General features: G+C 62.8%; 19 protein-coding genes, 1 pseudogene and 1 other annotated feature. Of the genes and pseudogenes, 11 read left to right on the plus strand and 9 right to left on the minus strand.

What is annotated here, in order from left to right; translation table 11 throughout:
- Positions 1 to 29 precede the first annotated feature (29 nt).
- Positions 30 to 983 carry a LysR family transcriptional regulator gene (locus tag ACUYM2_RS19075; RefSeq protein ID WP_024366864.1) on the minus strand — a complete coding sequence of 318 codons (954 nt, stop codon included), beginning with the start codon at positions 981 to 983 and terminating at the stop codon, positions 30 to 32.
- A gap of 106 nt (positions 984 to 1,089) precedes the next feature.
- On the opposite strand from ACUYM2_RS19075, the gene ACUYM2_RS19080 reads away from it, so the two are divergent.
- Both ACUYM2_RS19080 and ACUYM2_RS19085 read left to right on the plus strand, forming a co-directional pair.
- Positions 1,090 to 2,277, plus strand: a complete 1,188-nt coding sequence (locus tag ACUYM2_RS19080; protein ID WP_024366863.1) for a TDT family transporter — start codon at positions 1,090 to 1,092, stop codon at positions 2,275 to 2,277.
- 171 nt (positions 2,278 to 2,448) lie between these two features.
- Positions 2,449 to 2,973, plus strand: a complete 525-nt coding sequence (locus ACUYM2_RS19085; RefSeq protein WP_237739579.1) for a DUF3105 domain-containing protein — start codon at positions 2,449 to 2,451, stop codon at positions 2,971 to 2,973.
- A 399-nt stretch (positions 2,974 to 3,372) separates the two neighbouring features.
- Here the strand turns inward: ACUYM2_RS19085 and ACUYM2_RS19090 are convergent, their stop codons facing one another.
- Positions 3,373 to 3,684 (minus strand): thioredoxin domain-containing protein, encoded by a 312-nt coding sequence (locus ACUYM2_RS19090; protein WP_481601593.1) that lies wholly within the window; start codon positions 3,682 to 3,684, stop codon positions 3,373 to 3,375.
- A gap of 63 nt (positions 3,685 to 3,747) precedes the next feature.
- The gene (locus ACUYM2_RS19095) at positions 3,748 to 4,326 is read right to left on the minus strand and encodes a DinB family protein (RefSeq protein ID WP_481601594.1); all 579 of its coding nucleotides are present in this window, start codon (positions 4,324 to 4,326) and stop codon (positions 3,748 to 3,750) included.
- Here ACUYM2_RS19095 and ACUYM2_RS19100 point away from each other — a divergent pair.
- A protein-coding gene (locus ACUYM2_RS19100; RefSeq protein ID WP_481598994.1) for an IS3 family transposase occupies positions 4,325 to 5,589 on the plus strand; the annotation gives its coding sequence in 2 pieces (ribosomal slippage) (positions 4,325 to 4,598 and positions 4,598 to 5,589; 1,266 coding nt in all). The two genes, ACUYM2_RS19095 and ACUYM2_RS19100, sit on opposite strands and share 2 nt — an antisense overlap.
- Positions 4,594 to 4,728: a sequence feature (AL1L pseudoknot), on the plus strand. (Overlaps the previous gene by 135 nt.)
- A gap of 168 nt (positions 5,590 to 5,757) precedes the next feature.
- On the opposite strand, the gene ACUYM2_RS19105 is transcribed toward ACUYM2_RS19100, so the two are convergent.
- Together ACUYM2_RS19105 and ACUYM2_RS19110 are read right to left on the minus strand one after the other, a co-directional pair.
- On the minus strand, positions 5,758 to 6,387 hold the full coding sequence (locus tag ACUYM2_RS19105) for a TlpA family protein disulfide reductase (protein ID WP_481601595.1): 630 nt from the start codon (positions 6,385 to 6,387) through the stop codon (positions 5,758 to 5,760).
- Between the two features lie 13 nt (positions 6,388 to 6,400).
- Positions 6,401 to 7,150: a cytochrome c biogenesis CcdA family protein gene (locus ACUYM2_RS19110; protein WP_481601596.1), complete on the minus strand. Its 750-nt coding sequence runs from the start codon at positions 7,148 to 7,150 to the stop codon at positions 6,401 to 6,403.
- A gap of 120 nt (positions 7,151 to 7,270) precedes the next feature.
- Between ACUYM2_RS19110 and ACUYM2_RS19115 the strand changes: the two genes are divergently transcribed.
- The 8 genes from ACUYM2_RS19115 to ACUYM2_RS19150 all read left to right on the plus strand — a co-directional run bounded on the left by ACUYM2_RS19115 (position 7,271) and on the right by ACUYM2_RS19150 (position 16,049).
- Positions 7,271 to 7,672, plus strand: coding sequence for an ArsR/SmtB family transcription factor (locus tag ACUYM2_RS19115; protein WP_481601597.1), 402 nt, complete (start codon positions 7,271 to 7,273; stop codon positions 7,670 to 7,672).
- Positions 7,669 to 9,621 (plus strand): heavy metal translocating P-type ATPase, encoded by a 1,953-nt coding sequence (locus ACUYM2_RS19120; RefSeq protein ID WP_481601598.1) that lies wholly within the window; start codon positions 7,669 to 7,671, stop codon positions 9,619 to 9,621. The genes ACUYM2_RS19115 and ACUYM2_RS19120 overlap by 4 nt, the downstream gene beginning before the upstream one ends.
- Positions 9,618 to 10,136, plus strand: a complete 519-nt coding sequence (lspA, locus tag ACUYM2_RS19125) for a signal peptidase II (RefSeq protein WP_481601599.1) — start codon at positions 9,618 to 9,620, stop codon at positions 10,134 to 10,136. Before ACUYM2_RS19120 ends, lspA begins: the two co-directional genes overlap by 4 nt.
- Positions 10,137 to 10,187: 51 nt before the next feature.
- On the plus strand, positions 10,188 to 10,793 hold the full coding sequence (locus ACUYM2_RS19130; RefSeq protein ID WP_481601600.1) for a cadmium resistance transporter: 606 nt from the start codon (positions 10,188 to 10,190) through the stop codon (positions 10,791 to 10,793).
- 72 nt (positions 10,794 to 10,865) lie between these two features.
- Entirely contained in the window at positions 10,866 to 11,582 is a 717-nt protein-coding gene (locus ACUYM2_RS19135; RefSeq protein WP_481601601.1) for a DsbA family protein, read from the plus strand.
- A gap of 269 nt (positions 11,583 to 11,851) precedes the next feature.
- Positions 11,852 to 13,951, plus strand: a complete 2,100-nt coding sequence (locus ACUYM2_RS19140; protein ID WP_481601602.1) for a KAP family NTPase — start codon at positions 11,852 to 11,854, stop codon at positions 13,949 to 13,951.
- Between the two features lie 163 nt (positions 13,952 to 14,114).
- On the plus strand, positions 14,115 to 15,191 hold the full coding sequence (locus ACUYM2_RS19145) for a DNA adenine methylase (RefSeq protein ID WP_481601603.1): 1,077 nt from the start codon (positions 14,115 to 14,117) through the stop codon (positions 15,189 to 15,191).
- A gap of 3 nt (positions 15,192 to 15,194) precedes the next feature.
- The gene (locus ACUYM2_RS19150; RefSeq protein WP_481601604.1) at positions 15,195 to 16,049 is read left to right on the plus strand and encodes a hypothetical protein; all 855 of its coding nucleotides are present in this window, start codon (positions 15,195 to 15,197) and stop codon (positions 16,047 to 16,049) included.
- A 51-nt stretch (positions 16,050 to 16,100) separates the two neighbouring features.
- Here the strand turns inward: ACUYM2_RS19150 and ACUYM2_RS19155 are convergent, their stop codons facing one another.
- From ACUYM2_RS19155 to ACUYM2_RS19170, 4 genes and pseudogenes are all read right to left on the minus strand, one after another.
- The gene (locus ACUYM2_RS19155; protein WP_481601605.1) at positions 16,101 to 18,578 is read right to left on the minus strand and encodes a helicase C-terminal domain-containing protein; all 2,478 of its coding nucleotides are present in this window, start codon (positions 18,576 to 18,578) and stop codon (positions 16,101 to 16,103) included.
- Positions 18,579 to 18,952: 374 nt separating this feature from the next.
- Positions 18,953 to 20,296 (minus strand): annotated as a pseudogene (locus ACUYM2_RS19160) (ParB/RepB/Spo0J family partition protein).
- 508 nt (positions 20,297 to 20,804) lie between these two features.
- Positions 20,805 to 20,957, minus strand: a complete 153-nt coding sequence (locus ACUYM2_RS19165) for a hypothetical protein (RefSeq protein WP_481601606.1) — start codon at positions 20,955 to 20,957, stop codon at positions 20,805 to 20,807.
- A 492-nt stretch (positions 20,958 to 21,449) separates the two neighbouring features.
- Complete coding sequence (locus tag ACUYM2_RS19170; RefSeq protein WP_481601607.1) at positions 21,450 to 22,475, minus strand: DUF4192 domain-containing protein; 1,026 nt, start codon at positions 22,473 to 22,475, stop codon at positions 21,450 to 21,452.
- Positions 22,476 to 22,482: the final 7 nt, after the last annotated feature.

Consider the following 22,482-nt stretch of genomic DNA (forward strand, 5'->3'; position numbering starts at 1 on the left):
ACCTCCCTACTTCGCGAAGTCGCCTGGTTTCATGACTTACGGCGGGTGCCGGCTCCCGGGACAGCTCTGGCGGCGATGGCTGCCAGGTCACGGGCCGGTCCGGGCGGTGGTGTGGGGCCGGTCTGCCAAAGGGCGGTCAGGGTGCGGCGCAGGGGTAGCCCGCGGACGGGAACGGCGATGAGCCGTTGCAGGGCGAGGTCGTCGCGGACGGCCAGTGCGCTGAGTACTCCGGGGGCCGTGCCGGCTGCGATGGCGGAGCGGACGGCCGCCGTCGTGGAGAGTTCCACCAGCGGATCTGCCAGGGGCGGGGCCCCTGCGGCGGTGAGCAGGTGCTCGAGGGCGTCCCGGGTGCCGCTGCCGTGTTCCCTGGTGACCAGCGCGGTTGCTGCCAGTTCGGCTGCTGTGACGGGGGTCCGGCGCCGGGCCCAGGGGTGCTCCGGGGCGACGACCAGGACCATGTCATCGTTCTGTACCGCCGCTGCGCTCAGGTCCGGGGGGAGGTGCGGGCTTTCGATGAAGCCGATGGCTGCCTGTCCGGATCGGACCAGGGCTACGGTGGCTTCACTGTTGTTCACCGTCAACTCCACGACGGTGGGGACGAGTCCGAGGCTCTCCTGCTGGCGGCGCAGCGCGACCAGCCAGAGCGGCAGCAGGTGTTCGGCGATGGTCTGGCTGGCCGCGACCTTCAGTTGCCGGGCGGTGTCGGATCGGAGCGAGGCGATTCCGGCGTCCAGGCGTTCCGCGGCTGCGAGGACCTCCGCCGCCCACCCTGCGACCAGTGCACCTGATTCTGTCAGGGTGGATCCCCGCGGTGTCCGGGTCAGCAGGGCGGATCCGATCTGGGACTCCAGGGAACGCATCCGGGAGGAGACAGCCTGCTGGGACAGTCCAAGGCGTTTCCCGGCGGCGGAGAGGGATCCCAGATCATGGACCGCGGCGAGCATTTCCAGGGCGGAGAGATCCGGTATCCGGGGGCTGAGCATCGGGGAATCTCCTTCAGAAACGTCACATGTGATACAAGTCCGGCTTGTACCCTGACAAGTGTATGCCCCCTACTGCGGCAGGTCCCGGTCCGGGAGCATGGAAGGTATGGAATCTCTGCTGCTGACCGCCGACGAACACCACTCCACACCACCGGCACAGACCCATGGTCGCCGTACTGGGGGCCGGCGCGTCCTGCGCCGTCTGGATAGGTCCTCGGAGCTGTTCGCGAACCTGACCCCGAACTGGTTCGCCTCCATCATGGGTACCGGGATCGTCGCGACCGCGGCCGCGACGCTGCCCCTGCAGTTTCCCGGCCTGCGCACTGGCGCCACCGTCGTCTGGGCTCTGGCGTCCCTGCTGCTGATCCTGCTGAGTGCCGCGACCGGGGTGCACTGGATCCGGCACCGGGAAACCGCCCGAAGCCACCACGGCCATCCGGTGATGGCGCACTTCTACGGCGCACCGCCCATGGCGTTGCTCACCGTCGGCGCCGGTACCCTGCTGCTGGGCAAAGACGTCCTGGGCGAACAGCTGGCACTCGGCATCGATGCGGTGCTGTGGATCGCCGGGACCCTTCTGGGGCTGGCCAGCGCCGTCGCTGTCCCGTACCTGCAGTTCACCCGGCATCAGGTCACACAGGACAGTGCGTTCGGCGGCTGGCTTATGCCCGTCGTCCCGCCCATGGTTTCGGCTTCCACCGGGGCCCTGCTGCTGCCCTACGTCCCGGCCGGGCAAGCACGCCTGACCCTGCTGATGGGCTGCTACGCGATGTTCGGACTGAGCCTGCTGGCCTCCATCATCATCACCACACTGATCTGGAACCGCCTCGCCGGGCACAAGATCGGGGCCGCCGCGGCAGTGCCCACCTTGTGGATCGTGCTGGGCCCGCTGGGCCAGTCCATCACCGCCGCGAACCTCCTGGGCGGGAACGCCCACCTCGCCGTGTCCGGGACCCTGGCCCGGGCGATGGAAGCCTTCGGCGTCTTGTACGGGGTGCCGGTTCTGGGCTTCGCGCTCATGTGGGCCGCCCTCGCAACCGCCATCACGATCCGCACCGCCCGTCGGGGCCTGCCGTTCTCCCTGACCTGGTGGTCCTTCACCTTCCCCATCGGAACCTGCGTCACCGGCCTGACCGGCCTCGCCGCCCACACCCACCTCGCCGTGTTCGACGCAATGGCCGTCGCAGGCTACACCCTGCTGGTCGCCGCGTGGATCATCGTCGCCGCGCGGACCTTCCACGGCAGCATCCTCGAAGGCACCCTCTTCCAGAAGCCTGCCACGACCGCACCGTAGGCGGGCCGCAGCGGACCAGCAACCCGTCACGCAAACAAGCAACCGTTAACAGCGCCCGAAGGTGGCCTCATGAAACCCCGGTCAACACCCGGTTCACAGCAACGCTCACCCACCAACACAAAAGGGTCCAGGTCGCCCGCCCGATTGCAGCGGCCATTGATCGCCGTCGGCGTGCCACTCCTCCTCGCAGCCGGCGCGCTCACCTACGGGCTCACCGCAAACGGCAGCGGTCAACCGACCCCGTCAGCAGAGAAGGGCCCGACCGTGATCGAAGGAGTCATCAGCTATGCCGGCCTGAGCAGGAACCACGTCCAGACCGCGGCGACCTATCCGCAACGTCCCGGCGTCGGCGGAGACCACTCACCGGTGTGGACGAACTGCGGAGCCTACGACCGGCCCGTGCAGGAAACCCGGGCAGTGCACTCCCTTGAACACGGTGCCGTCTGGATCAGCTACCAACCCGGGCTTCCCGCCGATGACATCGCCAAACTCGCCCGGCTTGCAACCAACCAGAGCCACGTGTTGGTCAGTCCCTTTCCCGGACAGGGATCCCTCATCGAAGCAACCGCCTGGGGAAAACAACTAAGCGTCACAGACCCGGCAGATCCGCGGCTGTTCGCATTCATCAAAGCATTTCAGCAGGGTCCGCAGACACCCGAACCCGGCGAGACCTGCAGCGGCGGAGTCAACGGATAAATCAGGAGACATACCGCCGCTCGACCGGTCAGCCCCCAATGCGCGCTGTCCCATGAACTGCCGCTCACCCGTTGATGGCTCCCTGGCGGGACGACAAACCGCCAATCTAAACTGCGATTTAACCGCCAACTCCGACTAAAAGTCACAGTCGCGTGATTTCACAGGAATCAGGATCTTACGGGACACGGCCAATGAGACGTCTCGTATCCCAAGGGTAATGAGACAGCCTACTGGAGTGGCGCTTCGCTTCCGGGGTAGCCCGTTGAGGGCCGGTCAGACCGGAGCCTGAAGGCTACCCACAGGCCGCACCGTCGGCATATATAGGTGTGGGCCGTGCCAAGGGCGTGGAGTTTTCTGCGGCTCATGGTTCTGCCGCAGCACGTGCAGGTGTGCTGGCTGTCAGAGGCCATGGTTCCTGAGCGCCTCGATTAGCTGATCAACGGTTGGTAGTCCCGAGAGGCCCTGCGGTGTTTGATAGACCCGGCAGGCGAGTTCATCGGCCGCAGCTCCCGCAGGGAAGATGTCGGCCCCGTCGATCGTGATGGTCGGTGATCCGGCAAATCCCTTGCCCGCGATGTCCGAGGGTGTGGTCAGTAGCCGCATGTCCACCTTGACTTCACTCCGTCCCAGGGCAGACAGCGCTTCTTCCAGGCGTTCATATGCCCGGTCCGAGTTGGGGCATTGATCGATGTAAAGCAGTTCGATTCTCATGATTCCATTCTCCCGGTCCCGTGGCAGCTGATTGCCCTCGTCGTGGCCCCCGGCTGACCGAGGCTAAGGTTCGGGGACGTTGAGGTCCAACTGTCGGGCATGGAAGTCGAAGTGCTTGGTGGGATAGGCGTAGACATCGTTCAGCGTCATTGATGGTTCGAAGAAGGGGTCCCATCTGTCCGGGAACGGCATCGATCTGGCCAAAGATGCGGGGCTCTCACTTTCGAGCCTGCGTGTGATGGCGGCCATGGTTTTGTCGAGCTTCCTTCCCATTCGCCGGCTGTTGTAGAAGAGGGCTGCGCTACGGGAACCCCAGTAGTTGATGAGGTCAAACGGGCGCGTGCCTGCGTTCAGGAGGGCGGCAAAGGCCTTCCCGACGGGTTTCGGGAGACGGGTGATTAGGTGAACGAGCGGCAGGAGGGCCCGGACCACCATGTAGCCGAAAACCATGTGAAACAGCAGCTCTTCATTGGTCCAGCGGGTGCCGTTGCTCCGGCGGCGGAGGTCAGGTGCTGTGGCATTCTCCAGCCAGGTTGAGAGCTCGGCACGTGCGAGCCTATATCCGGCCAGAATCTCAGCCTTGGTTGGTTGAACCGTACCGGGTTTGATGCCGCTTCCTTTTTTGTGAAGGATGGCGATCATGCCCAAGCGATACCCCCAGGACCAGCGTGAGCGTGCCGTGCGGATGGTCCTGGACCACCTCAGTGAGTACGACTCCGTTTTCGCCGCCTGCTCCGCCATCGGACCCAAGCTCAATATCGGCAGGGAGTCCCTGCGCCGGTGGGTTCTCCAGGCCCAGATCGACGCCGACGAACGTCCCGGCGTCACCAGTGCCGAGCAGACCCGGCTCAGGGAGCTGGAAAGTGAGAACCGGGAACTGCGGGAGGCCAACGAGATCCTGAAGAAAGCCTCGATTTTCTTCGCGAGGGAGCTCGACCCTCGCCGCCGCAAATAGCCGGATTCATCGACGAAATGCGTGCCGATGGCCACGGGGTCGAGCCGGCCTGCAAGGTCCTGCGTGAGCAGGGCGTTCAGGTCGCCCCGCGGACTTACCGGTCCTGGAAATCCAAAGCACCCGCTGCCCGGACTGTCACGGACGCTGCTATCGTCAACGCGCTGAAAGACACCGCAGAGAAACCCGAGTCCCTGTACGGACGGCGGAAAATGACAGCCTGGCTGCGCAGAGAGGGCCACGAAGTGGCCAGATGTACCGTCGACCGGCTCATGCGGGATGAAGCCATGAACGGCCTCGTCCGGGGCCGGAAACCCAGAGCCGGTGCGCCAGCGAAGGACTCCCAGCGGGCCCCGGATCTGCTGAACAGGGACTTCACCGCGGCCCGGCCGAACGCCGTGTGGGTCACCGACTTCACTTATGTCAGAACGTGGGCCGGCTTTGCGTACGTGGCCTTCGCGATTGATGTCTTCTCCCGGGCGATCGTGGGGTGGCACGGCTCGACGATCAAGGACACGGACATGGTGCTCACCACCTTGAAGATGGCGCTCTGGCGCCGGGATCATGCCGGAACGCCGGTCCCTGCTGGCATGGTTCATCACAGTGACGCCGGCTCCCAGTACACCTCGATCCGGTTCGGAGAGGCACTGCTGCTTGAAGGCTTGGCGGCTTCCGTCGGCAGCGTCGGCGACGCGTACGACAACGCCCTCGCGGAATCCACGATCGGTCTGTACAAGAACGAATGCGTCCGCAAAGGCAGTCCCTTCATGACAGGCCCGCTAAAGCAGTTGGCGGATGTGGAGAAGGCAACCATGAACTGGGTCCACTGGTACAACACCAAGCGGCTTCACAGCACCTTGTCCATGATCCCGCCCGACGAGTTCGAGCAGAACTACTATGCTCAAATAGACGCCTCATCAGACGACGAGGCCACCAGCAAGAAGACGGCCTAAAACCCGGTACGGTTCAGTCTGGACTGGTGTTGAGGTTGTTTAGTGGCGTCGGGGAGGTGCGGGATCGACGATGAAACCACTTTGGGAGTGCGGGCACGTGGAGAGGCTGAATCTGAGGTTCCGTGTGGTACTTCCATGACCCTCGGCCGGGGACCCTGCAGCGTCGTTTCACGATTCGCTGAGTGCGCTGCTGATCAGGGCCTTGAGGGTGCTTTTTTCGGCGAGGCCAAGAACCCGGGCGGCGACTTTGCCGTGCTTGTCCAGGACGAGGGTTGTGGGGACTGCCCGTGGGGGTACGTGGTCGGCCAGGGCCAGGAGGATACCGCCGTCGACGTCGTTGAAGCTGGGGTAGGTGGTGCCGAAAGTGCGCTCGAACGCCGCGGCGGTGGCAGCGGTGTCACGGACGTTGATCCCGTAAAACCTGACGCCGTCGCTTTTGAACTCCTGATGCAGTGCTTCAAGGTCGGGTGCTTCCTTGCGGCAGGGCGCGCATGCGGCGTACCAGACGTTCAGGATCGTGACGTTGCCTTGCCAGTCAGCTGAGCTGACCGCCGAGCCGTCAAAGAGGGTTCCGGTGAGATCAACCGCCGGCGCCCTGGTTTCGGCGGCGTACTCAGAGACGGATCCGTCTCCTGCGATGTAGTTCTTGTTATCCCCCGCCCGTGCTTGGGCGGCCAGTGAGTCGCCCGGTCCGGCGCACCCGGCGAGCAGGATGGCTGCTGATGCTGCTCCTAGTAGAACGCCACGCCGGGTCGGCAGGTGCGCTGTCATTGGATTGCCGGGCTGTTGTGAACTCATGTGCTGGTATCTCCTAGACAGGTGTGGTGATGGTCGCGGCGAGGTTTTGCAGTTGGTAGATCCAGAGCATCCAGACGCCTGAGACCATCAGGAGCCCGACCAGGATCAGCAAGGAACCGCCGATGATGTTGAACGCGCGCATGTGCCGTCGGATGTACCCGAGGGTCCTGCTCACCCAGTTCAGGCCCAGCGCGACCAGAACGAAGGGGATTCCAAGCCCAAGGCAGTAGAGGAATCCAAGCAGTGCACCACGCCATGGATCGCCGGTTGTCGTGCTGAGGGCCAGAACCGCGCTCAGGGTCGGACCCATGCAGGGCGTCCACCCGAGGCCGAAGACAATTCCCAGCAGCGGGGCGCCGGCAATGCCTGTCCGGGGCGTGAAGGATAGTTTGCGGGTGGCTTGCAGGAACGGGATTCTGCCCACCAGGACCAGACCCATCAGCACGACGAATAGCCCGAGGCCCCGGATCAGGGTGTCCTGCCACCGGACCAGCCAACCGCCAATGACACCAAAGGCCGCCCCGTAAAGAGTGAAAACGGCGGCAAACCCAAGGATGAACAACCCAACTCCGGCCAGGACCCGGCGCCGGTTATCTGGGCGGCCCGGATCGGAAATGCCGGAAACGTAGCCAAGGTACCCGGGGACAAGCGGCAGGATGCATGGAGAGATGAAGGAGACGGTCCCCGCGATCATCGCCAGCGGAATGGCTACGAGCAGGGTGCCCGACTGAACCATCTCAGCGAAAAATCCGCCGATCGTCATGTCCGCGCCCCTCGGTGGCTATGGGAACCTGGCCGCGCTGCAGCCGGGGAGGGACGGCCCGAGGACCGGCAGTAACAGCTTCTCGTCGATAACATCACCGCTTTACGCTATCATCGCCATATGACGATACAAATTGGGGGCGCTGCCGATGACTGCGGCCAGCTCGATCCCGCCGCGGCTTTGTTTCATTCCCTGAGCGATCCGACAAGGCTGAGCATCGTAAAGCGGATGGCCGCGGGAGAGACCCGGGTCGGGGATCTGGCCGGGCAGCTGGGGCTTGCCCAGTCCACCGTGTCCGCGCATGTGGCGTGCCTGCGCGATTGCGGCCTGGTGGAAGGCCGCGCGCAGGGCCGTAGCGTCTATTACTCACTGTCCCGACCGGAATTGATGGACATGCTTGCCCAGGCTGAGATCCTGCTTGCCGCGACCGGCAACGCGGTAAGCCTGTGCCCGAACTACGGCACCGGAAGCACCGGAGCGGAACTGACAAACGTGGAACTGACGAAGGAGAACACCCGATGAGCGACGCCTGCGGCTGCAGCGACGACAAGCCCGAAACAGCGGCCGAAGAAGCCGAGGAAGCGGTCGGGTTCTGGCAGATCAACGAAATCAGGGCCGCGGCAATCTCGGGCGTAATGCTCCTGACCGCCTGGATCCTGTCCCTGACCGGCGGCCCGGAATGGCTGCGCCCGGTCCTGGAAATCGGGGCGCTGCTGGTCGCGGCATGGACTTTTGTTCCCTCCACCCTCCGGCGCCTGGTCAAAGGCAAGATCGGCGTCGGGACCCTGATGACGATCGCCGCCGCCGGCGCCGTCGCCCTGGGCGAGTACGAGGAAGCAGCGCTGCTCGCCTTCCTCTACTCAATCTCGGAGGGCCTGGAGGAATACTCGCTGGCCAAAACCCGGCGCGGTCTGCGGGCCCTGCTGGACCTGGTCCCGGCCGAAGCTACAGTCCTGCGCGGCGGAACCGAGGTCACCGTTGACCCCGCCGAGCTCGTTGCCGGAGACCGGATGGTGGTCCGCCCGGGCGAACGCCTGGCCACCGACGGCCGGATCATCACCGGCCGCACCTCCCTGGACACCTCAGCCCTGACCGGCGAATCCGTGCCCGTGGAGGTCGGACCCGGCAGCGAGGTCTACGCCGGGTCGATCAACGGCACCGGGCCGCTGGAAGTCGAAGTCACCAGCACCGCCGAAAACAACTCACTGGCCCGCATCGTGCACATCGTCGAGGCAGAACAGTCCCGCAAGGGCCCCGGCCAGCGGCTGGCAGACAACATCGCCAAGAAACTCGTCCCCGGCATCCTGATCGCCGCGGCCCTGATCATCGCCTTCGGCTTCATCGTCGGAGAACCGCTGCTGTGGTTTGAACGCGCCCTCGTCGTCCTCGTGGCTGCATCCCCGTGTGCTCTGGCGATCTCCGTCCCGGTCACCGTCGTCGCCTCCGTCGGCGCCGCCAGCCGCATCGGTGTGCTCATCAAGGGCGGCGGCGCCCTGGAAACCCTCGGCAAGATCCGCACCATCGCCCTGGACAAGACCGGCACCCTGACCCGGAACAAGCCCGAAGTCATCGATGTCGCCACCGCAGGGACCGCGACCCGCGAAGAGGTTTTGGCCCTCGCGGCCGGACTCGAGGCCCGCAGCGAACACCCCCTGGCCCGTGCCATCCTCGCCGCGTCCCCTGCCCGGTCCGACGTGACCGACGTGGACACCGTTCCCGGCGCCGGCCTTCAAGGCCTGTTCGAAGGCAAAACTGTCCGGCTGGGCCGCCCCGGCTGGATCAACCCCGGCACCCTTGCCGCAGACGTCGAGCGGATGCAAACGGCCGGCGCGACCGCCGTACTCATCGAATCCGCAGGTGAGGTTATTGGTGCCGTCGCAGTCCGCGACGAACTGCGCCCCGAAGCCCGGGACGTCATCGCCCGGCTGCGGGCCTCCGGGTACACCACGGCCATGCTCACCGGTGACAACGCCATCACCGCCGCTGCCCTGGGGCAGGAGGCCGGCATCACCGAAGTCCACGCCGATCTGCGCCCCGAAGACAAAGCCGAGATCATCCGGACCCTGAAGTCCCGCCAGCCCACCGCGATGGTCGGTGACGGCGTCAACGACGCCCCGGCCCTGGCCACCGCCGACACCGGGATCGCCATGGGTGCCATGGGCACCGACGTCGCGATCGAAACCGCGGACATCGCCCTGATGGGTGAGGACCTGAACCACCTGCCGCAGGTCCTGGAGCACGCCCGCAGGACCCGGTCCATCATGTTGCAGAACGTGGGCCTGTCCCTGCTGCTGATCGCGATCCTGATCCCGCTGGCCCTGTTCGGCCTTCTCGGTCTGGCAGCGGTCGTCCTGATCCACGAACTCGCAGAAATCGTGGTGATCGCCAACGGCGTCCGCGCCGGCCGGATCAGCCGCAAAACCGCACTCCAGCCAACCACACCCGCGCCGGCGTTGGAACCGGCCGCGTGAGCGAGCAATCCGGGAAAAGCCCAGAGGATTCACCCTCGGGCCCGAGACGAGCACGGCGGATAAAGATCGCCCTGCTCGTCTCGGCCGCCGTGCTCGCGGCCGCCGACCTGGGGATCAAGGCCCTGGCCGAAGCCCTGCTCTCCACCGGTGCCACGGTCGATCTGGGCCTGGTGAACCTGAAGCTGCTGTACAACACCGGGGTCGCGTTCAGCCTCGGCGCGGACCTTGCCCCGTGGCTCGTCATCGCAGCCACCGCCACGATCGTGCTGGCCATGACCTGGTATGCGGTATCCACTGCCCCGGCCATGCCGGCCCTTTCACGGGCCGGAGCAGCGCTGGTACTGGGCGGCGGTATCGGGAACCTGGTGGACCGGCTCGACGGGAAAGGCGTCGTGGACTACCTGCACAGCGGCTGGTTTCCCACCTTCAACCTCGCCGACGCCTTTGTCACCGTTGGCGTAGGCCTGTACATCCTGGGCACCTTGCTCGGGGCCCGGGAACAGCAGAAGGCCTAAACAGCCGCACGACGGGTACCCGGCGCCTACTGACATGGGAAGGACTCCTCCATGCTTGCCACCATCTTGGCCGCGGCGGCCATGTTCGCCGCGACCAACATCGATGACATCGTGGTCCTGACTGCGCTTTTCCTGGCCTCCAGCAAAGGCCGGCCCCGTCCCTGGCACATCGTCGGAGGCCAGTACACGGGATTCATCACCCTCGTCGGCCTGAGTCTCCTGGCTGCCCTGGGCCTGACCATCGTCCCGGACGAATGGGTCGGGCTGCTCGGAATCTTCCCGCTGATCCTGGGCATCGTGGGCCTCATCAGGGGACTGAGAAACCACGCCGATGATGATGAGAACAATCTCGCCGAAGGACTGGGCCTGCTAGGAATCGCCGGCATCACCATCGCCAACGGCGCTGACAACATCGCGATCTACACTCCGGTGTTCCGCACCATGGCCCCCTCCGACACGGCCATCACGGTCATCGTCTTCCTGGTCCTCGTCGCTTTGTGGTGCGCCCTGGGCAGAATCATCGGCACCCACCACAAAGTCGTTGAAACCCTCGAAAAAATCGAACACTGGCTCGTCCCGGCTGTCTTCATCGGCCTGGGCCTGACCATCCTCATCGCATCCGGGTCCCTGCAACGCCTCATCGGCCTTTGGCTCTGAGGCGCGACCAACTTCCAGCAACCCCGGGGCACAGAGCCAGCCCCGAAATCCGACAACAAGAAACATGGAGCCATGACGCCCGCTCAGACACCAACAGCCCGGACCGAAACCCCGAGCCACCCGGGCAACCCCGATAAGGCGAGCCGGATCCGCAGGATCATCTGGATTCTGTTGGCTATCATCGTGGCTGCAGGCGTAGCCGGATACGCGGTCTTCACTGCCACCCGCCCAGCCCCCGCACCAACACCGGCGGCCATTGACGCCCAACTCATCCGGGAGGACAGTCACCGCGTCACCACCCCCACCGTAGAAAAGGCACAGCTGGTCGAATTCCTGGACTTCGAATGCGAGTCCTGCCGCGCCGCTGAACCACTCGTGCAGGAACTCAAGGCCGAATACGGGGACAGGATCACGTTCATTCACCGGTACTTCCCGCTGCCCGGTCACAGGAATTCCGGCACGGCGGCACTGGCTGTAGAGGCCGCAGCCCAGCAGGGCAAGTACGAACAGATGTCCTCGAAGCTGTTTGAAACCCAGCCGCAATGGGGCGAACAGCAGGAATCCCAGGCCGAGCTCTTCCGCACCTACGCGCAGGAATTCGGATTGGACATGGCAGCCTACGATGCCGCCGTCGCCAATGAAGCGAGCAAGGACCGAATCCGCCAGGACGTCGCCGACGGCAAGGCCCTAGGCGTGACCGGAACACCGACATTCTTTCTCAATGGCGAAAAACTCGTCCTCAACAGCGAAGACCAGTTCCGCCAGCTCCTCGAGGCCGCCGCGAAGTAAGCCTCCGGCCAGTAGTACGTCACTGTCGGCGACTGCGGCCGGGGGGAAGTGTCTCGAAACCTATCTGTCGCGGATCCCTAGAGATTCAAGACAGGCGACGCGCAGTGGTGCGACAAAGAGCGATCACAAAACGCCGCCATTTATCGGCAAACTCCACAATTTGGAGGGGTCACCGGCCGCCCGTGTCGACACAGGCACAAAGGGTCGTTATTGACTTAGCCCTACGGGGCTCGGGGAAATTCCATCCGGTCGCAAGGGATGATTGGCACATGACGAACACCGTTTGGACAGATGAAGCTCTCAGCGCGGGGAAGCAAGACGCTCTTGGGCGCCTACCGTATGCACAACGCGCCGCGGAACTTATCCAGACGACTCACTCGTTCGAATCAAGTGCAGTTTTTGGTCTCACTGGACCTTGGGGTAGTGGCAAGACATCACTGGTCAACATGATCGTAGAGGAGTTGCAGAAGGATCACCCAGCGTGGGGTGTAGCAAGGTTCACCCCGTGGGCGACTAGCGATGTTCCCGGGCTGCTAAGTGAGTTTTACTCGTCCCTTGCTGAGGTGCTTCCTAAGAAGAAGGGCAAACAAGTACGGCGGGCACTCGCCATGACCGCGTCAGTCGCTGCCCCTGCTGCGAAGCTCATTCCAATCGCTGGGGACGTCGCCGCCGAAGGAGTCAAGCTTGCAGCTGGTGCTTTGGCAAAGTCGCCTTCGTGGCAAGCGGCGTTCAGTAAGGCATCAGAGGAATTAAAGGAGCTGAAAAAGCCCATTCTGATTGTGGTCGATGATATCGATCGGCTGCATGGAGACGAGTTGCTGGCGCTCCTGAAAGTGGTTCGGTTGTTGGGCAGGTTCGACGGCGTTCAGTACCTTCTCGCTTACGACGACGAGACCCTCTATCGGAGCATGTCCGCGTCCAGCGGGGTCAATCCACACGACGGTACGGCGGAGCGGTTCATGGAAAAGATCGTTCAGTATCCGCTCTTTGTACCTCCGCTGCTGCGACACCAACAGATTTCACGATTGAGAAAGGGCCTTGCGCGCATCTCACGGCAAACTGTCGACGATGGTTCGGCCAGCCAGCGTCTCAGCGGCCTAGTCGACTGTTTCACGAGCCTACTTACGACTCCTCGAGCCATTGACCGTTACATCGCCCAGCTGCAACATCATGTTCCGCTCCTACCTTCCGACGAGGTCGATGACGAGGACGTTCAACTGCTGACTCTCATTCGCGTCAGCTTCCCGTCCTTGTTCAATTCAATACCGCGGTACCGCAGCGAACTCATCTCCGGCCACACCGGTGAATGGAAAGTCGATGCCGGGTCAATCGAGTACGAGCCGTTCGACATCGGGCCTCTGTTAGAGGTCGTCCCTCAACCGCTCCGCCTCACTGCTGGGGACTTGTTGGTTTCGCTGTTTCCCAAAGTTGCCAAAAAGGGCCAGATCTCGGTTCATGGGAGTCACCGGCGCCAAAGTGTGCAACACGAGGAATACTTCGACCGGTACTTCGCGATGGGGATCCTCGATCATGATGTCAGCGACGCAACCGTCCAAGCCGCGGTGAAGGCGGCGACGGACGGGGCTGCAGCCTCCTTGAGGGATCTCCTCATCGGAACCCAGAGTGAATTGCGAAACCTGGTCCTGAGCAAATGCCTCAACCCGGCGAGCCAGCCAGCCACGGACGAGGGGCGCATCCAGTTGGCTAAAGTACTTGCCGGGATTGCCAACGATTTCCCGGAGGACGACGGCGCGCCGTTCACCGACCAAGACCAGCTTCTCTCCTGGATTGGTGACGTACTCGTAGGACTTGATAAAGAAACGCCTGCGGAAAAGCTCCGGACCGTGATGTGGACTTTCGATCGTCCTCCTCTTCGCATCCGGGCATGGAGGAGGTTGGAGTACAGCATCGATCGCGCACATCGATCTGCGAAACCGTCTTGGTACGACGCAGTAACGGCGATGCTGGCTGATGACTCAACCGCCGACTTCTTAAGGCACCTCAAGCAAGGTGACGAAGCTGCGACTAGCTCCGGTGTTGGATACCAAGTCCTCTTCGTTCTCTCCCATCGTGCAGAACAGCTTCGGACTGCTGTCCACGAACTCCTTGAGTCGAAGGAAGTGGACGTCTCGATCTTGGCCTCAAGGCTCGTGTCGGCTCGAACAGTTAGCGGCACCAAGCCAGACTGGCAGTTGTCACCCGACTTCGACCAAGAGACGTTCAACCAACTCGCGCCGCCCAAAGATGACCCGTGGTACGAGGAACCCGCGCGAGAGGTCAATATCAGAGACCTGAGCTGGGCGAACCGACGAAAGTATGCTGCCGGCCGTGTCAGGCGACCCCCTTCCGGCATTGACGGGCAACGGTAGGATCAGCGCACGTCCAGAATGCCCTGAGTGTGTCTCCCCATCGGTTCAGCGGCCAGTTGGCAGAGCTTTGTCTTCCCCAGGCGGTAACCTCGTAGTGGACCCGAAACGTGCAACCCATGCGAAGCGTTTTGGGTCCTCAGTGGTACTTGGAGGAATAGGTCGTATGAGCATCGCAGTCGAAACGAAGACACCCCAGCGCAGCATAGTTGCCGCGCTGGCGCGAGCAACCGCGTACCCGCGCCTCCGCTACATGGGTTCCAAGTACAAGCTGGCGCCCCACCTCGGAACGGTCTTCAGCGAGGTAGGTGGAACGACGTTCCTGGATGCGTTCAGCGGCTCCGGCTTCGTCGGTTACCTGGCAAAGGCCATGGGCTACGCGGTCACCACCAACGACTATCTTCATTTCCCGTCGGTAATCTCCCGGGCCTCAATGGTCAACGAGAGCACTCTCTTGACCGATGAAATGATCACAACGATCTGCGGCCCGGCACGTGACAGCCGGAACTTCATCCAAACCACATTCAAGGACGTCTTCTTTGCCGAAGACGACAGGGTCTTCTTGGATTCCGCGTGGTCGCACATTGACTGCATGACGGGAACTGAACGCGATCTCGCCCTTGCTGCCCTCATCTTGTCCGCAGCGCGGAAACAGCCTCGCGGCGTCTTCACGATTTCTGGGGACTTGTCGCACTATGACGACGGCCGGCGGGATCTTTCCTTGCCTCTCCGGGATCATTTCCGGGAGCGTGCGGCTGAGTACAACGCCGCAGTCTTCGCCACAGGGCGGACCGGGCGTGCGTTCACCGGGGATATCTTCGACCTGGAAAAGACGGACTACGACGTCGTGTATCTGGACCCTCCGTACGCACCCCCAAGCGATGACGCAGACTATACAAAGCGTTATCACTTCCTCGAGGGTCTTTCGGACTACTGGGTGGGCCGCGAAATCATGCAGGAGACCAAAACCAAAAAAATCCCCAAGCAGCGGTCGGTCTTCGCCAACAAGCGCACCATAGAAGACGCTCTCGAGCGGACGTTCGACAAGTTCAAAGACTCCGGGGCGATCGTGCTGTCCTATTCATCAAACGCGCTTCCGGGCGACGCCAGAATCAAAGAGCTGCTCGGCGAGGTAAAACCAAATGTCGAAGTACGGATGGTTGACCACCAGTATCATTTCGGGACCCACTCCGCGGCATCGAGGCGCTCTGTCCAGGAATACATCTTCATCGGGAGAGAATGACACGTGCCTACCGCGATACCCAGCTTCGAGGAGTATGTAGCCTCCCTCGGAGCTCTGACCGCCCATGTCGATCCGACCCTGGAGAACGAAGAAGGACGCCTCATCAAGGGGGCCGCCGATGAGCTGGCCGGCCTTCAAACGATCACCCAGGAAACTCTCGCTTCTTGGGTTGCTGCCCAACCGTCCGGTTCTGGAGTTGGTGTCTTTGGACTGGTCGTAGGATTGTCGCAAGAACGGTTGAGGAACAGCCTGCGGCATGGGCTAGGCTCCCCCGCGTTCGGTAAATTGGCCCGTGAGAATCCTCTTGGTCTCGTTGCGTACATGGACGCCGAATATTCGCTGTTGAGCCTCCTGGAAGCCCAACGCCACCGCCAATATGACTTTGGCGACGTTCTCGTAGCCAGAGCCGGAACAAGAGCTCTTGCAACGCGCGCAGGCCAGGCCGGCAGACAACTCGAAGACGAAATCGAAGAAATCGCCAAGAACCTTGGTCTGCCGTACCAGACCCGATGCAGGTTTGAGGGCAGGACCGCCACGGCCCCCTGTGATCTGGCGCTGCCCGCGGGTGACTCCCAAGCTCAGATCGTCGTAGCGGCCAAATCATTCGGGTCCACCGGAAGCAAACTCACCGATGCCGTTCGAGAGATCGAAGAGATGGCACTTGTACGTAAGCCAACCCAGTTTGTCTTTGCTGTCATCGACGGCATCGGGTGGAAGGGGCGCATCAACGACTTGCGCCGGATTTACAACCTGTGGTCTTCCGGTCAGATTAATGGCATGTACACGATGGCGTCGCTGGGACAATTTCAGGAAGACCTGGCAGAGGCCGCAGCGATCCTGCGACTGACTGGGCCCTGAAATCGCCCTTGGACGGTTCTGGCTCGGAACTGAGCTGCACCGGAACACGGCTCACTTGTGAGTAGGCACCGCCAGATAGGATTCGAGGTTTTCCGCTGCCAAATTATGGCCGGTAAGCAATCGTTCGATGTCTGTTGCGTTGGTCCAGGTGACTGAGGCCAGCGCCTCACTGTAAGAGCGAACAGCCGATATGAGCTGACCGAGGCCTCTCGGTGTGAGTATCTTCATTCCTGGAACTGCCGTTGCATTTCCGTAGAGGGCGTGGCTGGGATGCACCATGACCGGGAGGGCTTTTGCAGCGGGGTCGTACCGTTTGCTAAACCACAGCATCGCCTGCCCCAGCTGGGCGGCGTCTCGCTTTCCAATGGCAGTGCTAGTGGCGCCACTTTTGGCCTCGATAACCCAGTAGGCGTTGTTCCAGAGATGGAGGAGGTTGTCGGGTCCCTCGCCCATTTCATGTTCAGGCCTTTGAGAGCCGAGTCCAAGGACTATGCCAAGTTGAAACCAGGCTTCCTCAAAGTCTTCAGTTGCCTCTGGGTCGAACTTCAGGTCAGCGAGTATGGCCTCGAACCCGAGTCGGAGTGAGGACGGGTTCCCAAACTTCCCGGCGTACGCTTGTGCCGCACGTTCGGCCTGCGCCCCGGTGGACGCAAGTTTGCGAAATGTCACGCCGGACAGAGGGCGAGTGACGTGGTTGTTCTTCGCGTGAGCAACCGCCAGTACAGCCTGCGCCCGAGCCGGGTCTATTTGATCTAGATAGGCGGCTGCTTGTTCAAGCAGCCAGCCCTTCATTTTGAATACCTCAGCTTCGTCCGCAACGGTCTCTAAGCGCTGAACCGCAGAATTGATGTCCCCTCGAAGGGCCGAATCGAACGCTTCTCGGCGGGCCGATGCGCTGTCCGAGATGTGCCCTTGCTGAGGTCCGATTCCGCGTAGCGAGAGCTTCGCGAGCTTGACCCAGTTTGCATCGCGGTTGAGCGCCTGGTTTGCCGTTTCGATTATTTTCGAGAGGGGCTGATTGTCCATTTGCCGGGCCACTTGACGAGACAGTTTTAGTTGCGCCTGAGTCGCGGGGCTAAATCGCGAGGCAGTCCTGGGATCCACGGTCAGCTGAGCGAGCCTCGATCCAATGAGAAAAATGAGGCAGTGGTCCTCATTACTCCGTACGCCTCGCCCCATACCTTGCTCGATACGTTGAACCTGACGGTCGTCTACACCGTATTCGTAGCTCGTAAGTAGGGACTCCAGCCTCTCTTCGCCGTTGAAGGCCGCGGGCAGACCGTCGATGACTAGTATCCTGCATGCGTCTTGTGGAAGGTCTATGCCGTCGTATTTGTTGGCAAAGACGACTAGGCCCAGGTGCTTACCGTCCTTGAGTCGATCTACAACGGTCTCGATCTCGTCTGCGGATGCAACTATGTCTGCCTCCGGCCAAAGCGAAGCAGCGGAATCGCTCGGAACCAAGACCACAGCGTTGTAATTCTTGCTGAGCTTCACAATCTCGTCCCGAATTTGCTGTTCGGTGACGCTCGGGTTGATTTCCTGGGGCGCGAGAATCATGCGTTCGCCAATGTCCCCGGCGGTCAGAGGCGTGATCGCTGTCGCGATGCTCGTCGGGTCGGCGCCAAAGTCTGTGACCAGAACACTATCGTCTGCGAGGGTCGCCGTGAGATATACCCTCCGTTGCGCCTGGGAGAAAGCGCTGACATGTTTCACAAGCGGGCATGGAGGAGTGATGGTAACCGACTTGTTGGTAAATACTGCTCGGCAGAGGTGTAGAGCTTCGCGGACTGCTGGCCACTGAAAGTAGAGCGGATCATCATCAGTTGAAGCAATGCTTCTCAATATCTCCCTGACCTGATCATTCTTTGCACGCCACGACCAGAAGGGGACCCGAACGAGAGCGCTGTTGCTGTCTTCAACCAGGTCAAGTACGCCGTCGGGTGATTGTTGCTTCAGGTCCTCGTGGAAGAGATCCAGAAGCGTGTGATAGGCGACGGTGCCTCGCTCTACGGTGAGGGAAAGCTGCTTTCGGGTCGTAGCAAGTGCGGCATGTGCATCGTCGATTACAACCGAGCCAATCGGGAGTGCCGGCTTGGCCGTGCGCCGGTCCGAAAAGACTGTCCTCCCGTTGAAGAGCTTGTATGCGTTCACGACCGCAATAGCTTCTCCGGCCAAATAGCGAGAGTCGTCAGGATCGGCCACGGTGTCGATGCCAAGCTTCTTGGCCTCCTTCAGTACCTGCTTCACCAGGTATTTGTCAGGTGCAACGTACAACGCGGGGCCGAGGCCCTCATTGAGGTAACTCTGCAAAATCACCAATCCATCGATGGTTTTGCCACCACCCGTGTTCACCTTCATTACGAGGTCGCGTTCGTTTCGCCGCTCATGCCACGCTGTCAGGACCTGGGCCTGCACATCTCGCAGATAGCCGTACCCAACCGTCTTATTCGGCAGTTGACTGTGGAGCTCTCGGGGCTCAATGACCGCCCCCATGACTTCCTCACGCAATAAGCTACCGAAATCCATGGTTCCCCCAACAGATGCTTGGTCGCCGATCAGGATTCCGGCGAGGTGGTATCAGGCTACAGCCCCGCCCGTCTCAAACAGCCAGGAAAGAGCCCGTCCGAGGGGTAACGCTAGTTTGGTGCCGGCGATCGGGATAACTGCGGCCCGGCGCTCCCTATGTGGGGCTGCCACGGTCCGGTACCTCGTTGTTCCTGGTCGCGCGGCTGGGAACTGGCTAGCTGCGTGGTCGCGATTCATGGCGGTCCGTCGCTGGTGCGTGGCTCCTGTGGTTCGTCCTGGGCGGCGGACCGCCCGGCGTACGGCAGGCTCCGTACCTTGGGAATGGTAGGGCCGGGCGGCTGTTTTGGGGGTCCAGCCGCCCGGCCCACTTCCAATTATTCGGACTCGGCGGTGTGCTTGTCGAGGATGAATTTTTCGACGGCGCTGGCTGCGTATCCCCACTGCGTGAGCTGGTTCAGGTAGTCGAAGTGGCGCTTCTCAGCTGATCGCCATGAGTCTTTCTGGATGGTCTTCTCGTACCCGGCGCAGATCAGGGCGATCAGGGAGAACTCGGGGCGTGCGGTGGTTTTGGCGGTGTGGTCCCGGAGCGGGTTCCAGCCCCACCGGTCGGCGTCCTCCCCCGTCTTGGCCCCAAGCATTTCGGTGGCGACCTTGCCGTCGTAGCCGCTGGCCGTTTCGGAGTAGTGGGTGATGGCGTGGACGGTGAAGTACTGCCAGCCCTTCGGCGCGGTCTTCCGCGAGAGCAGGGTCTTCACGAACTCGCGCCTTACCTTGGTCGCGCTCTCCATCTCGCGGTTGTTCGCGATCAGGGTCTTGCGTTCGGCTTTCTGCTCCTCGGTCATCGGGCCTTTCTGGGCCTGTGTGCCGCCGTCGTAGCGTTCGTACTACGGGGTGAAGCCCAGGTCTTTCCAGCCGGTGATGACGGGGGTGGCGTTGTGCTGGCCCCGGTAGTCGGTGCTGATCTTGTAGGCGTTGGCGTCCTCGTCGGTTGCCGGTTCCTCGTCGGCCCGCTTCGCGGCCGAGACGTAAAGGTTTTCCTCGTCGGCGTAGTGCCCGGCATCCTCGACGATGGTCTTGCCCGCTGCCTCGAGCTCGGCGATGAGCGCGGCGCGTGCGGCTTCGCTGGCCCGGCGGTCACGCAGGAGCTGTGCGACGTGCAGGAGCTGGTCGGCTTCGTCCGCCAGCACTGACTCCAATTCCTCGGTGGCCTCTTCGTCGCCTTCAAATTCGGCCATGATGAGCGCTTCATCGATGCTGTAACCCTTGCCCAGGGCGGCGGCTCCGGCGTCGGAGGCTTTGGCCTTCAGTGCGCCCTCGACGGTGGTTTTGGTCCGTCCGGTCTTCTTGGCGATCGCGGCGGCCGAGACGCCGATCAGGGAAAGCTGGTGGTAGGCGTCGGCTTCGTCCGCTTCGGTCAGTTCGGCCCGCTGGATGTTCTCCACGACCTGGGTCACGATCCGTTCGGCTTCCTCGGGGGATTCGATGATCATCACCGGAATCAGGGTCCGGGCGGCTTCGACGGCGGCGCGGGTGCGGCGCTGGCCCATCAGGACGTGCACGGTGCCGTCCTCCTTCCGGTGGGCGATCACCGGTTCCATCACGCCGTGTTCTTTGATGCTGGCGATGAAGTCGGCGGTCAGGGCCGCGTCTTTGCGGACGTTGATGTCGACGGTCAGGGTGGCCGGGTCGAGCATTTCGAGGGTCGGGTTGGTGCTCATGGTGGTGCTCCTTTTGCAGAGGATTCCGGTGGGTGGGGCGGCTCAGGTGACCGGCCAGCTCCCCTCTCCCCCCGACGCTTCTATGTCTGTCAAGCGGCTGGAAAAGGGTGCTGGCGCGGACCATAGCGGGGCGGCTCAGGTGACCGGCCAGCTTCCCCTCTCCCCCGTTGTTTTGGCTGCTGGCGAAGCTTGCGGAGCTGTGGCCGACGGAGGCCTGTCTACCCGCAGGGCAAGGGGCGGGAAATTCCCGGAGGAAATCAGCGACGAAGGAGCGCCGCAGGGACATTTTGTGCGCCGCGGGCCCCGACGGAGGAGGGGCTAGACGGGCCGGAGCGGACACGTACAATCCGTCAGGACAGCAGCCAAAACAAGAAGACCGCTTCTGCAGCCCGAGCGGAGCGAGGCCCTTTCCAGCGTTAAAAGGGATGAGGCCGGCCCGTTAGGGCCGGCCTCATCTTTCCCTCAGCAAAAGGAAACTCAGTGCTGCGGCGTCATCGCTACAGGTAACTTACGGGTCCAGCGGGGATTTCTCCCAGGAGATATCAACGATGGGGGCGTCTGGCTGCGGCATGGTCAACATCGAGAGCTCGAGGATGTCCTGGGCGTGGGTCGCGTCGGCAGGTGCTGCGTCATCGTCCGTCAGGATGTATTCGTGGCTCATGTGCTGCCCCCAGGGCTCTCAGTGGATCGTGTTCCTTTTCCACTGTAGCCCGGCGTCGGGCCGGTTGCCCGCTTGTGGTGCTGCGCCCGCGGAATCGCGATCGGCGGCCGGAGGAGATGTTCCTACCCTCATGAGAGGCTTTACGCAAAGACTCACTTTCGGGGGAAGTACTTTGGACATTTCGATAGTCGTTAGCGTGGTGTGGGTGGTTGCGCCTGGGGTTTTAGCTGCAATCGCGCTGGATTATTCGCCTCGGCGTGAAGCACGGGTTGCGTTCATACGATCTGGATAAAGCCCGAGAATCAGAACCTGTGGTCTGAGCGCTTCAAGTCCAGTGCGGCTACGGCCTCTGGTACCAGCTCCCAATCCGGCCACGCCTTACCCGAGTTGCGCCGTTGTCGCGCCATCGGCGGCCGGAGGAGCGCATGCGGGGGAGGCCGCCGACGCACCCAACGGGGCCGGACCGATTTCCCGGTCCGGCCCCGTTTGTTTTTAGCGGTGCCGCTTGTAGGCAGTGTCCTGGTTCTTCGCGACCGGGGCTATGGTTCCCCGGCTGACCAGCTGGTCCATCAGTTCCGCGAGCCGGTAGCCCGGCGTATCAGCCAGAGCAAGCTTGAAGTGGTCCGAAGCTACCGACGACTGGCCTTTGAGGTACGCCAGCCAGCCGATCAAGGTCAGCAGGGGCGCCCGGTAGCCCTCCGGCGCGGCGTCGATGAGGTTCCGGACGGTTTCCTGCGCCCGGTCCACATGGTTCCAGTCCGGCGCGATCCCCTCCCCCACGAGCAGGTTCCCGCTTTCCTCGGCGTCGGTCCGTTCCGGGTCGATGACGTTGCAGAACATTACGTCGCGCAGGTCCGGGCGCTGGAAGCACGCCAGCAGCTCCGCCGCCGTCTGCGGGTCCGTCCAGCTGTCCCGGGCCAGGGCCCCTGCCCACAGTTCCCGGCCCGGGCGCAGGTCCGCGCCGAGCACTCCCGGGAGCGCGTGGCGGATCTGTTCCTCCCTGTCTGCCGGTCCTGCGAACGGTGCGTAGCTGGTGCCGGGCGTCTTTTGGTAGCTACTGCCGCGGAACACCAGTTCCGCGTTCAGCTGCCCGTCGGTGATGGATTCCAGCGGTTCGGGCGGGCAGCACCCGGCGTCGCTGTCACACAGGAGGTTTTGCCAGTGCGACGGGGTGACCAGCCACGCGTCCCGCAGCGGGGTACCCGCGCTGTCCAGGGCCTCAATGAAAGCCTCGACGTGGTCGTGGAAGGGGCGGGGCTGACCGGGTGCCGGGGTGCCGGCCGTGTAGATGGCCAGCAACACCGCCGTGGCCTGAGTGTCCAGTGCGAGGTAGTCCACCATGGAGCGGGCGAACCCGGCGGGTTCGGCTGACGCGGGGGCGTCGACGCGCAGTGTCGCGCCCAGTGTCCTGCCCCGCATGGTCAGGAACACGAAGGATTCCTGCGGTACGAACCCGAGGGTGTGCGGGATGAAACCGAGGATGTCGGCGGGGCTGGAGATGCGGATTGCGTCGTTCATGTTCGAG

Source organism: Arthrobacter sp. SD1074B (assembly GCF_056780195.1).